Genomic DNA, 12,248 nt, shown 5'->3' with positions numbered 1-12,248 from the left:
TTAAAAACAATCAATTATGGCAACAACTTACAAAACGCCTGGAGTATATGTTGAGGAAATCGTAAAGTTTCCTCCTTCCGTTGCCCAGGTAGAAACAGCGATTCCCGCTTTTATTGGTTATACTGAGAAAGCTACGAACAAGATTAATGGAGATTTGAAATTGAAACCGACAAGAATAACATCTCTCTTAGAATACGAACGCTTTTTCGGCTTTGCAAAACCAGAAACAACCATTAGTGTTACCATTAATGATGTTTCAACTGATACTGGCGACACAAGATCTATTATTGTGGATCAACCGACTTCAAAACAACCTTTCTTGATGTACTATTCCTTACAACTATTTTTTGCAAATGGTGGTGGTCCTTGTTACATTGTATCGGTAGGTCGTTACGGAAATGATTTGGATGATGCAGACAGTCCTGTTATAGCAATCAACAATAGCGTAGCGTTGAACAATGGATTATTAGAATTAGAAAAAATTGACGAACCCACATTAATCCTGTTTCCGGACGCCACAAAAGTATCCGCAATAACAATCACTGATTTCTACGGATTGTACAACAATGCCTTAGCGCAATGCCAAAATCTTCAGGACCGATTTACTTTAATTGATACCTTAAATTATGATGAAACAAGTCCAACAGATACTAATATAGATGATTTAAGAAATAAAATCAGTTCTGAAAAAGATACTATTAAGTACGGAGCCGTTTATTATCCACACTTAGAAACCATATTGGACTATGCTTTTGATACTACCAAAATAATATTAAAACATTACTCTTATACGGCAAAAGCTTATGATAAAATCGCTGCAGCACTTGTACCTATTGAAAGTCCTGTTACCGGAATTGCGGCAACAGTAAACAAGCTGGTTAATGAACCTGTTGTGGGAAACATTGCGGGCCAAATAAGTAACATGTTTTTACAGATGTACAATAATGGTCCGAACGATTTTAACCTGGCAGTAAGTTTTACCAGTGACGCTACCAAAAAAACAACGTTTTTGAACAACCTGAATATTTTACTTGCAACCTTAGAAGAATTATCCCTTTTGAGAGATGCATTAAACGACGAAGCAAACGCGGCAATTAGCACAATATCAGACGAAGATATGGTTATTGCAGGTACGATTTCAAGTACTTTGACGGCCTTTAACTTGCTTTTTACGGCGAACAATAAAATTGATTCTGTATATAAAAACTTAAAAACATTAAAGAAAAAAATACAGACTGAGAACGCAACAGCAAAACTGCTAAAAATTGTTCAAACAGATACCGTAAGTTTTGATACCGAATTAAAAAAACTGGTAAACTATACTCCTTTGACCACTCAAGTAGCTATTACCGGGCTTACAAGTAGCTTTACAGGTTTTACCGTGGCCTTACCTGCGCTTATAAATGCTATTAAATCCGTTAGTGGAAAAGATTTAAATAATGGTGAATTAAACGGAAGAAAATTAAGCACTTTAGAAAGCATTGACAACGCTACTTACAACAAAATTCTAACAGAAATTTACAACCTGCCGATCACACTTCCTCCAAGTTCTGCTATAGCCGGAATTTATGCCAGAGTAGATAAAGACAGAGGGGTTTGGAAAGCACCTGCAAATGTTAGTTTGAATTATGTTATAAGACCTACTGTTAAAATCACCAACACCATTCAGGACAATCTAAATGTTGATACAGTTGCCGGTAAATCCATCAACGCCATCAGAAGTTTTACTGGAAAAGGAACCTTGGTTTGGGGATCAAGAACCTTGGCAGGTAACGATAACGAATGGCGTTATGTTCCGGTACGTCGCTTCTTTAATATGGCCGAAGAATCCATCAAAAAAGCATCTGAACAATTTGTATTTGAACCTAATGATGCCAATACCTGGATCAGAGTGAGAGCCATGATCGAGAATTTCTTAATTCTTCAATGGCGCGCCGGAGCATTGGCCGGAGCAAAACCTGAACAAGCTTTTTATGTTAGAATCGGACTGGGACAAACCATGTCGGCTATTGACATTCTGGAAGGCCGAATGATTATCGAAATCGGAATGGCAGTAGTGCGTCCGGCAGAATTTATCATTCTACGTTTCTCTCACAAAATGCAGGAATCTTAATTAATATCAACATTAAAAATATATAGATCATGAGTTATCCGCTACCAAAGTTTCATTTCTCAGTTGACTGGGGTGGAACAAAAATAGGATTTACAGAAGTTTCGGGATTAGATGTAGAAACTGAAGTTATCGAATACCGCCAAGGAGCAAGTCCTGAATACAGTAAGATCAAGATGCCCGGCATGCAAAAATTCTCCAACATCACGTTGAAACGAGGAACCTTTGCAAGCGACAATGAGTATTACGCCTGGTGGAACACGGTAAAACTAAACACCATAGAAAGAAGAGATATCACGATCAAATTACTAAACGAAGAGCACGCACCGGTGCTGATCTGGAAAGTAAAAAATGCGTGGCCAACTAAAATTCAATCCACTGATTTGAAAGCTGACGGAAACGAAGTCGCTATCGAATCTATGGAATTGGTGCACGAAGGTTTATCCATTCAAAATGACTAATCATGGCTAACTATTATCCACCTGTCGGTTTTCACTTCTTAGTTGAATTTGAAGGTCTTGGTTCGAAAGAAAAAGACCATCAGTTTCAGTCTGTTTCCGGCTTGTCTGTTGACATTGAAACCGAGGAGATTGCCGAAGGTGGAGAAAATAGATTCAAGCACAAACTCCCTGTAAAGACAAAATATCCAAACCTGACTTTAAAGAGAGGAATACTGATTGATTCTGTTGTTATTGATTGGTGCAGAGATGCTATAGAAAACTTTTCTTTCAAACCCGTAAACCTGACCATCAAATTGCTGAATCAAGAACATCAGCCTTTGATTTCATGGAACGTGGTTCATGCCTATCCTGTAAAATGGTCGGTGGAAGATTTTAATGCCGAAGAAAGTAAGCTTGTAGTAGAAAACTTTGAGCTTACCTACAATTATTTCACCTTACTTAAAAGCTAGTTATGCCCATAGAAATAAAAGAGCTTCACATTAAAATAAACGTGAACGAAGGATCGAAACCGGCAACTTCTCCCAGTACTCCAAAAAGTACCGATGAAGATGCGGTAGCCGAATGCGTAGAACAAGTACTGAAAATCATCGAACGTAAAAAAGAACGCTAAGTCATGTTAGGAGAATTAGAAAAACTAAAAGTCGTTGCCTATAGTGACCCGGAATTTAACACCAAAATTTCCGACGGTACCTTTTCTACGCTCATGAATCCGGAAAAGTACACGTATCACTATAAAATCGAAACCGATAAAACACAGGCTTCAGGAACGAGCACCATCGCTCCAAAGTTCAATAAAAAATTACCTGAAAACCTCGAACTCGATTTTGTTTTTGACCGATCCGGCGTAATCAACGGCTACGAAAGTTCCGACGATGGCATCATTGATGACATTGAGAAATTTAAAAAAGTGGTTTTAAATTACAATGGAGACAAACACAAACCCAATTACCTGATTATTTCGTGGGGAACATTGCTCTTTAAAGGAGCTTTGACTGAAATGGATGTAGAATTCAAACTCTTTAAACCCGACGGAACACCCATCAGAGCAGTTGCAAAAGTGAAATTTCAAGGTTTTGTTGAAGACAATTTAAGAGCCGCAAGAGAAAATAATAAGTCACCCGATTTAACGCATTACAGAACGGTAAAAGAAGGTGATACTTTACCCTTGATGTCCTTTCAGATCTACGGCGATTCTAAGTATTATCTCGAAGTCGCCAAAGCCAATAACATTGTCAATTTCAGAAAATTAAAAACAGGGCAAAAACTATTTTTTCCACCCTTACAAAAACAATCTTAATGAACAATAGCGGAGTCATACAAACCAGTAAAAGTGCCGATTTAGTAACACTTAAAATTTTAATTGAAGGCGAAGAATTATCTAAAACCTATCAAGTAAAAAGCATAGTGGTGCAAAATGAAGTCAATCGGATTCCTATGGCTCAAATTGTTCTGGTAGACGGAGAAGCTTCTGAAAGAGAATTCAAATTGAGCAACGAAGACCTATTGATTCCGGGTAAAAAAATTGAAATCCATGCCGGTTATCACAGTGATGAAGAAACCATTTACAAAGGCATCATCATCAAACATTCCATTAAAATAAAAAGCAGTGCTTCTTTGCTGATTATCGAATGCAAAGATGAAGCGGTAAAACTCACTATTGGAAGAAAAAGCAAATACTTTTATGAGGTAAAAGACAGCGAAGCATTTGAAAGTATTATTGATCTTTACGGACTGGAAAAAGACGTTGAAGCGACTAATTTCAGTCATAAAGAACTCGTTCAATACAATACCTCCGACTGGGATTTTATTGTTTCGAGAGCACAAGCCAATGGCAAACTTTGTTTTGTTGAGAACGGAAAAATTACCATCAGCAAACCTAATGTAACAGCTTCGTCTGTTGAAACGATCACTTTTGGAGCTACTATACTTGATTTTGATGCCGAAATCGATGCCCGAAATCAATTTGCCAAAGTATCCTCCTACAGTTGGGATTATACCAATCAGGAGTTAGTTGAAATTGAAGCCAATGACCCAAGCGTAAGTTTGAACGGCAATCTTTCGGCTTCTGATCTGTCTGAAATTATCAAGCTTGAAAACCTTGAATTACGCCACGGCGGTACCATTACCGAAGTAGAACTTCAGGATTGGGCCGATGCTAAATTGTTGTTTCAACAATTATCTAAAATCCGCGGAAGAGTTAAATTTCAAGGCATTCCTGCCGTAAAACCGAATACCATAATTACGCTGGAAGGTGTTGGAGATCGCTTTAACGGTGATGCCTATGTCACAGGTGTTTTTCATGAACTGTCAGAAGGAAACTGGACAATCGATGCCCAATTCGGACTAAATCCGGAGTGGTTTTCTGAAACATTCGACATTCATACGCCAACCGGCTCAGGAATCATTCCCGCCATAAAAGGACTGCATGTTGGAATTGTCACCCAATTAGAGAGTGATCCCAATGGTGAAGATCGCATTTTGGTAAAAATCCCCATCATCAACAACGAAGAACAAGGCATTTGGTGCCGGGTAGCTTCACCGGATGCAGGGGAAAACAGAGGTGTTTTTTTCAGACCTGAAATAGAAGACGAAGTCATTATTGGTTTTGTCAACGAAGACCCGAACAATGCCATCGTATTAGGAATGCTTCACAGCAGCGGAAAACCCGCTCCAATTGTAGCTTCCGATGACAACCACCAAAAAGGAATTGTAACCCGAAGCGAAATGAAGGTTTTATTTGACGATGAAAAAAAATCCATCGGAATTGAAACCCCTGCCGGTAAAAAGATCACACTCGATGAAGACAAAGGCGTGATTATAATTGAAGATGAAAATTCAAACGTAATCACCATTGACAGTAAAGGAATAAAAATGGAAAGTGCCGGAAACATTGAGTTAATCGCAACCGGCGATGTAACGATTGAAGGCGCAAATGTTTCCTTAAAAGCAAAAGCACAATACAAAGCAGAAGGAAGCGCAGGTGCCGAAATGTCATCGAGCGCCGTTGCGATTGTAAAAGGAAGTATCGTACAAATAAATTAAAATTATGGGAGCACCAGCCGCCAGAATTTCAGATATGCATGTTTGCCCAATGGTTACCGCAACGGTTCCTCATGTGGGTGGTCCGATTTTACCTCCGGGTTCACCAACCGTATTAATTGGTGGAGTTCCCGCAGCATGTGTAGGCGACATGGCCACTTGTACGGGACCACCGGACAGTATCGTTGCAGGCTCTGCAACGGTTTTAATTGGAGGCAAACCCGCCGCACGAATGGGCGATTCAACCGCACATGGCGGCACAATAGTAGCCGGATTAGCAACGGTTTTAATTGGTTAATTATGGAAACGGAACAAGATTTTTTAGGTATTGGATGGAGTTTCCCTCCTGAATTTAATGCAGGCAGCAAAACAGTCACCATGCTCACTGATGAAAACGACATCAAAAGCAGCCTGGAGATTTTGCTTTCAACCAAAATTGGCGAACGCATCATGCAACCCAAATACGGCTGTAATATGGATGAGTTGCTGTTTAATCCATTGAACCAAACCTTAAAAACGTTTGTTTCTGAATTAATTAGAACAGCCATCCTCTATCACGAACCAAGAATTGACGTTGAAAAAATTGACATTACAAAAGGCGACGATTTGAATGGCGAATTATTGGTACTAATTGATTTTATAGTACGCGCCACCAATTCGAGAATAAATATGGTGTATCCATTTTACAAACAAGAAGGAACCGATTTATAAATTGTTAGAAGATGAGTAATTGTACCAATATAGTGAGTGTTTTGACTTCGAATGGCAGCGACCAAAAGCAGCGCTATATCAACGCGTTGCAGCCTGAAAACATTCGTCTTAACGATTTCGAACTGACCGACTGGGTTTTATTTGCTTATAATTTTTCTGAGTATGTAAATTATTTCGAAACGGCTAATCCCAAAACCCCTTCAGGTGATTGGAAACCTTTTTTCGACTTTTTTAAATTAACGGGAAAAAATCCATCCATAGAAAATCAATTGTTACTGGATCGGATTAAAAAAGAACTCGTTGATCTGATTACGGAACAAAAACAAGAGTTTGCCATTACACCGCATTTGACTTTGTTTATTACTTTTTTGATGTTGTTGGAAAACAGCAAAAAAAGATACAACAACCTCACCAAACGCCATCTTGATTTTTATTACAATCAAGTTTTACATATTGACAAACTCCCTGCGACACCGGACAAGGTGTATCTTGTTTTTGAATTAGCCAAAAATGCGGTTCAGGAAAAAATTGACGCCAAAACAGGCTTCGACGGTGGCAAAGATGCAATCGGAAAAACCAGAACTTATTCTTCAAACAACGAATTGATTGCCAATAAAACGGTTGTTTCTTCATTGAAAAACATTTATAACGATGTCCTTTCCAAAAAAATAGTAGCCAGTCCGGTTGCTAATTCTTATGATGGTTTAGGAAAAGCATTTCCCGATAAAAACAACACCCAATGGTGGCCTTTTGGTTATGTGAAAGACGACAGTTTCCCAACAGAATTACCTGATGTTACGCTGGGTTTTGCCATTGCCTCTCCTATTTTTTCATTAGCCGAAGGAAAACGAACCGTACAGATCAGCTTTACCTTTCAAAACAACATCACTAATGTCACTTCTGCTGCTCTGAGAGCTTGTTTAAGCCTGCAGTTAACCACCGCTAAAAAATGGTTTGAAGTGGCTGAAATTTCAGAGATAGCTCCCATAAAAGTTGGGGAACCTTTCAATACTTCCGTTAACGGAAAAATCATGAAAATTGCTTTTGTGCTCGATGAAAATGCAGACGCCATTACGGGTTATACCCCCAAAATACACGGCGAAGAATTTGCTACGGATTTGCCTCTTGCCAAATTCTATCTCGATACAACAGAAGCCGGTGGCTATGATCTTTACAAATCATTAGCCCAAAACAAATTAGAAACTATCACGATAAACATAGATGTACAAAACATTCAGAACGCGGTTTTAGAAAATGATATGGGTACTATCAATGCGGTAAAACCCTTTTTCCCTTTCTCAACACAACCTGTTATCGGTTCGAATTTTTACATCAAATACGACGAGGCTTTTACAAAAAACTGGAATGCAATCAACACTGAAATTTTTTGGAAAAATACACCTGAAAACTTTAAAGATCATTATAAAGGATATAAAAAAAGCAACTACAAAGTGATTAACCGTGTCAATTTTGCCACAAACGATGCTATTGCAGCCCCAACAGGAGATGTCGTTGACATTGTAGCAGATAAGAATTATTTTAAATACAGCCTTTCCGTTTTAACCAATAACATTTGGAAAAATAACGGATTAGATGCAGTTTTATTTAATGAAATTACACCCATTAGAACCACCTTCACGTCTAACAATGCAAGTTACATTACCGAGAAAAACGGGCAATTAAAATTGACCTTAACGAATTCTTTTTTGCATGACTTATATGCAAAAACCTATGCGCTGGCCATTTCCAATGACATCAAAACGGTCGGAATTCCAAATGCGCCTTACACCCCAATGGTGGAGCGTTTTGTTCTGAATTATACGGCTTCAGAGACCACTCGTTTTATCGCCTCGGGAACACAAACCATTGAACAGGTTTATACCACAAACAAAGCCAAATTATTTCATATACATCCTTTCGGACATGCAGAAGAACATTCTTATCTAAAATCAACTTTAGATTATGTAGAAAACAAAAACTCGTATTTGCTTCCTACCTATTGCAAAGGTGGGGAATTGTTTATTGGTCTCGAAAACGTACAGGAATTACAGCAAATCACCTTGCTTTTTCAGGTATTGGAAGGAAGCGAGAATACCTTAACCCCCTCCTTCACCGCAAAACAGAAAATAGAATGGTCTGTTTTGGGTAATAATGAATGGCGTACGCTTAACTATTCTGATATTTTACTGAATGAAACCGATAACTTATTGCAATCGGGCATCCTGAAATTCAGTTTACCCAAAGAAGCCACTCAAAACAACACCAGACTTCCTAAAAATTATATCTGGCTCAAAGCCAAAATGCATAAAAAATACGATGTCGTTTGTAAAATGATCGGCATTCATTCGCAAGCGGTTTTGGCTACTTTTCAAAACAATTCCAATGAACTTTCGCATCTCAAAACCGGATTAGAAGCCGAAACTATTTCCAAACTAATCCAGAGATTGAGTAATGTAAAATCGGTAACACAACCGTACAACAGTTTTGATCACAAACCCGAAGAATCTAACGAAGAGTATTACAGAAGAATAAGCGAACGCCTTCGACACAAAAACAGAGCGATTACCATGTGGGATTACGAGCATATCGTACTGCAAAAATTTCCGGAATTGTATAAGGTAAAATGCCTGAATCATACTTCTGAAAATTCTTATCAATCGCCCGGCAATGTGACTTTGGTTGTGATTCCGGACACGGTAAACAAAAACGTATTCGATATTTATCAACCTCGAGTAAGTACGGCGACCCTTAACAAGGTCAAAAAACATATCGATCAATTGAATTCGCTGCACGTAACTACTTTTGTCATTAATCCAAATTATGAAGAAGTTAAGGTTGATTTAAAAGTAAAATTCAAACCCGGTTTTGATGAGAATTTCTACTCACAACAACTCAATACCGATATAATCAAATTTTTATCACCCTGGGCACTCGACAAAAATAGTCCGATCACATTTGGAGTCAGTATTCACTCGAGTTTGCTCATTAATTACATCGAAAAGTTAGGTTATGTTGATTATCTGCAAGATGTAAAACTATTAAAGAATGGCGCCCTGTCAGATAAAGTCGCGGTTCCATCCAATCCGAAATCGATTTTAGTTTCAGCAAAAAGTCATTTCATCAGCACCGACATCAAACAATGTACTGTTAACACCATAGAAAACAAAGAAGAATGTCAACTGTAAACCAACATATCAGCATCCCGAAAAACGTCAGTTCCAATGATGACATGAGTTTTGACTTCCTTCGAAAAAAGGGAATCGAGTACATTGAATCGTTAGGAAGCCAATTTTGGACCGACTACAATACGCATGATCCCGGAATTACGATTCTGGAAGTGCTTTGTTATGCGATTACCGATTTGGGTATGAGAATCAATTTGCCGATCGAAGATTTGTTAAGCAATAATTCCACCCCAATCGACGAACAGTTTTTTACCGCTGCCGAAATTTTGCCAACACAAGCAGTTACAGCTCTTGATTACCGCAAAATTATAATTGATATTGAACCCGCAAAAATCAAAAATTGCTGGCTTCAAAAAACGACCAAAAAGTTATTTATCAATTGTAAAAAGGGAAAGATTTCGCTTAAAAAAGAAGACTTCGCAGACACCCTGCCTACTTTTATTAAGGAATCTGAAATCAAAGGGTACTACAATATACTGGTTGATTTTGAAGAAAGTACGGTTGCCGAGAAAAAGCTGCTTAAAGCTAAAATAATTGAAAAATTTCACGAGAACAGAAACCTTTGCGAAGATGTTTTAGAAGTACGCGAAGTAGAAATTCAGCCTATAGCGGTTTGTGCTTTAATTGAAATTATTCCCGAAGCCAATGAAGAATATGTTCATGCCGCAATTACTTTAGAACTCGAAAAATACTTATCGCCAACCATCAGATATTATTCGTTAGCCGAAATGTTTGAGAAAGGTTATTCAAGTGATGAAATCTATGAGGGCCCTTTTCTGAATAACGGATTTATTGATACTACAGAATTAGAAAGCTCGTCTTTAAAAACAGAAGTACGCCTTTCGGACATTATGCAAATCATCATGAATGTAGAAGGTGTAGCAGTAATTAAAGACATCTCATTGAACAATTGTGATGCTATAGAAGCAGAAGGAAGCGTTTGGAACATCTGCATTCCGACCAATAAAAAACCAAGTCTTTGTTCTAAAAGCACGCTGAACTTCAGCAAAGGAGTTTTGCCTGTTACAGTCAACAAAGTAAAAGCCAAAAAGTACTTAGACGAATTAAAAGAAGACCTTGCCTACTCCCAACAAAAAGCAGCTAAAAACAGGGAATTAAAAATACCGCAAGGCCGAATTGTAGAATCTGATTTTTATACCAGTGTTACCAATAACTTTCCTGAAAATTATGGCATTGGCGAAATTGGTTTGTCAGAATCTGCCAGTGCGGAACGAAAAGCCAAGGCCAAACAACTTAAAGGATATCTGCTGTTTTTTGATCAGATTCTGGCCAGTTATTTCAAACATTTGAGCAACATCAAAGAATTGCTTTCTATCAGCAACAATCTGCCAAATACCTATTTTACGCAGCCCATTTCGGATATGACGGGTTTTAACGAAATCGTAAACAATACCTATCTGAATTCAAGCGAAGAAAAACTGGACGAATTGTTATTTGGTCATCTGGACAATGCTGTGCAAAGACAAAATGAAATAAAAGACCACCTTATTGCACGATTTGCAGAACGATTTGCAGAATATGCCTTTTTAATGAAATCATTATACGGTGCTGCTTCTGATGAAATTGTACTGCAAAACAAAGCCGATTTTCTAATCAATTACAACACCATAAGCAGCCAACGAGGAAGCGGGTTTAATTACTTCAATCAGCCTGTGTCTAATTTGTGGAATACGTTTAATGTAACAGGATTAGAAAACAGAATTGCGGGTTTGTTAGGAATTAAAGGCGATCAAAATCCGTATACAAGCAAAAGAGGAATCAAAAGAAAAAACATCTCTAATTTATTTGTTCAAATCTATGATCCGAGTCCTGCTGTGCTTCCGAATCTTTTTAGATGGAGAATCAGAAACAGTGCGACCAACATACTGCTAACGGCAACCGAAGATTACCCGAATCAATCGACTGCTATTAAGGAAATGTATCTTGCCATCCTGAAAATCTACGAAACCACTGAAAAAGAAATCGAGCACGCGTTTGATGCTCTTATAAAAGACCGAGACAACGGAATTCCTTTTAAAGATACCGTAATGAACACTTTTGAAGTGATTGAATCCAATACACATAAATATTCGTTTCACATTATCAATCCGGAATTTGTTAACGATCTCAACAATCCGGATCGAATCATAGCCCGTCAGTACAAATTGCATCTGACTTTAGAGGATGTAAAAGAAGCGATGCTGGATTTACTGACTTTCTTTAAAGAAGAATTCAGCGATGAGGGCATTTTTCTGGTAGAACATATACTGCTGGTTCCCGACCCCGACAAAGTAATTGACGAAAGTTATTATATGCCCATTTGCATAGAGGATTGTTCGGAGGATTGCTGTGTACCCAATCCGTATTCGTTTAAAATCAGTGTGGTTTTACCCGGTTATACCTATCGTTTTGCAGATGTTGACTTTAGGAATTTTGCCGAAAACGTAATCCGGCAAGAAATTCCGTCCCACATTTTGGGTAAAATCTGCTGGATCGGATATCGAAAAGACCATATCACCCCAAAAAACAATGACTTGATGGATTTTGAAGAGGATTTCAAAAAATTCCTGACCGATAAAACGCAAAACAAACAAGATGCTTTGCCGGACTTCATCAAAACATTATCAAATTTAAATTCTATTTATCCAACAGGCACCTTGTACAATTGTGTCGACGAAGAGGAAGAGATTTCAGGAAAAATAGTTTTAGGAAGAACAAATTTAGGAACATTATAAAAATACA

Annotated in this window: 10 protein-coding genes; all 10 read left to right on the top strand. The window is 38.1% G+C overall.

The genetic code is table 11. The features are described from left to right. Positions 1-16: 16 nt before the first annotated feature. From ACHRV3_RS08750 to ACHRV3_RS08705, 10 genes are read left to right on the top strand one after another with little or no spacing between them, the layout of a single operon-like run. The gene (locus ACHRV3_RS08750; RefSeq protein ID WP_047778579.1) at positions 17-2,113 is read left to right on the top strand and encodes a phage tail sheath C-terminal domain-containing protein; all 2,097 of its coding nucleotides are present in this window, start codon (positions 17-19) and stop codon (positions 2,111-2,113) included. A 29-nt stretch (positions 2,114-2,142) separates the two neighbouring features. Further along, positions 2,143-2,571 carry a phage tail protein gene (locus tag ACHRV3_RS08745; protein WP_047778578.1) on the top strand — a complete coding sequence of 143 codons (429 nt, stop codon included), beginning with the start codon at positions 2,143-2,145 and terminating at the stop codon, positions 2,569-2,571. Between the two features lie 2 nt (positions 2,572-2,573). Next, complete coding sequence (locus ACHRV3_RS08740) at positions 2,574-3,020, top strand: phage tail protein (protein WP_047778577.1); 447 nt, start codon at positions 2,574-2,576, stop codon at positions 3,018-3,020. Between the two features lie 2 nt (positions 3,021-3,022). After that, positions 3,023-3,181: a DUF5908 family protein gene (locus ACHRV3_RS08735; protein WP_165579391.1), complete on the top strand. Its 159-nt coding sequence runs from the start codon at positions 3,023-3,025 to the stop codon at positions 3,179-3,181. A gap of 3 nt (positions 3,182-3,184) precedes the next feature. Next, positions 3,185-3,868: a LysM peptidoglycan-binding domain-containing protein gene (locus ACHRV3_RS08730; protein WP_395433968.1), complete on the top strand. Its 684-nt coding sequence runs from the start codon at positions 3,185-3,187 to the stop codon at positions 3,866-3,868. Then, positions 3,868-5,613 (top strand): type VI secretion system tip protein VgrG, encoded by a 1,746-nt coding sequence (gene vgrG / locus ACHRV3_RS08725; protein ID WP_230004676.1) that lies wholly within the window; start codon positions 3,868-3,870, stop codon positions 5,611-5,613. The genes ACHRV3_RS08730 and vgrG overlap by 1 nt, the downstream gene beginning before the upstream one ends. A gap of 4 nt (positions 5,614-5,617) precedes the next feature. Next, positions 5,618-5,908, top strand: a complete 291-nt coding sequence (locus tag ACHRV3_RS08720; RefSeq protein WP_047778574.1) for a PAAR domain-containing protein — start codon at positions 5,618-5,620, stop codon at positions 5,906-5,908. A gap of 2 nt (positions 5,909-5,910) precedes the next feature. Next, positions 5,911-6,321: a GPW/gp25 family protein gene (locus tag ACHRV3_RS08715; RefSeq protein WP_047778573.1), complete on the top strand. Its 411-nt coding sequence runs from the start codon at positions 5,911-5,913 to the stop codon at positions 6,319-6,321. Positions 6,322-6,332: 11 nt separating this feature from the next. After that, complete coding sequence (locus ACHRV3_RS08710) at positions 6,333-9,506, top strand: baseplate J/gp47 family protein (protein WP_395433967.1); 3,174 nt, start codon at positions 6,333-6,335, stop codon at positions 9,504-9,506. Continuing rightward, positions 9,494-12,241: a hypothetical protein gene (locus ACHRV3_RS08705; RefSeq protein ID WP_395433966.1), complete on the top strand. Its 2,748-nt coding sequence runs from the start codon at positions 9,494-9,496 to the stop codon at positions 12,239-12,241. The genes ACHRV3_RS08710 and ACHRV3_RS08705 overlap by 13 nt, the downstream gene beginning before the upstream one ends. The last annotated feature ends 7 nt before the right edge of the window (positions 12,242-12,248 follow it).

Origin of the sequence: Flavobacterium sp. FlaQc-49 (assembly GCF_044005985.1) — a bacterium.
GTDB classification, from domain to species: domain Bacteria; phylum Bacteroidota; class Bacteroidia; order Flavobacteriales; family Flavobacteriaceae; genus Flavobacterium; species Flavobacterium cupriresistens.
The sequence above is the reverse complement of the archived record's forward strand: the minus strand, read 5'-3'. Positions and strand labels throughout refer to the sequence as shown.

Excerpts from the sequence above, each read along its gene's own strand:
- ACHRV3_RS08745 (WP_047778578.1), top strand. The coding sequence starts at position 2,143 with ATGAGTTATCCGCTACCAAAGTTTCATTTCTCAGTTGACTGGGGTGGA.
- ACHRV3_RS08715 (WP_047778573.1), top strand. The coding sequence starts at position 5,911 with ATGGAAACGGAACAAGATTTTTTAGGTATTGGATGGAGTTTCCCTCCT.
- vgrG (WP_230004676.1), top strand. The coding sequence starts at position 3,868 with ATGAACAATAGCGGAGTCATACAAACCAGTAAAAGTGCCGATTTAGTA.
- ACHRV3_RS08710 (WP_395433967.1), top strand. The coding sequence starts at position 6,333 with ATGAGTAATTGTACCAATATAGTGAGTGTTTTGACTTCGAATGGCAGC.
- ACHRV3_RS08730 (WP_395433968.1), top strand. The coding sequence starts at position 3,185 with ATGTTAGGAGAATTAGAAAAACTAAAAGTCGTTGCCTATAGTGACCCG.
- ACHRV3_RS08750 (WP_047778579.1), top strand. The coding sequence starts at position 17 with ATGGCAACAACTTACAAAACGCCTGGAGTATATGTTGAGGAAATCGTA.
- ACHRV3_RS08740 (WP_047778577.1), top strand. The coding sequence starts at position 2,574 with ATGGCTAACTATTATCCACCTGTCGGTTTTCACTTCTTAGTTGAATTT.
- ACHRV3_RS08735 (WP_165579391.1), top strand. The coding sequence starts at position 3,023 with ATGCCCATAGAAATAAAAGAGCTTCACATTAAAATAAACGTGAACGAA.
- ACHRV3_RS08720 (WP_047778574.1), top strand. The coding sequence starts at position 5,618 with ATGGGAGCACCAGCCGCCAGAATTTCAGATATGCATGTTTGCCCAATG.
- ACHRV3_RS08705 (WP_395433966.1), top strand. The coding sequence starts at position 9,494 with ATGTCAACTGTAAACCAACATATCAGCATCCCGAAAAACGTCAGTTCC.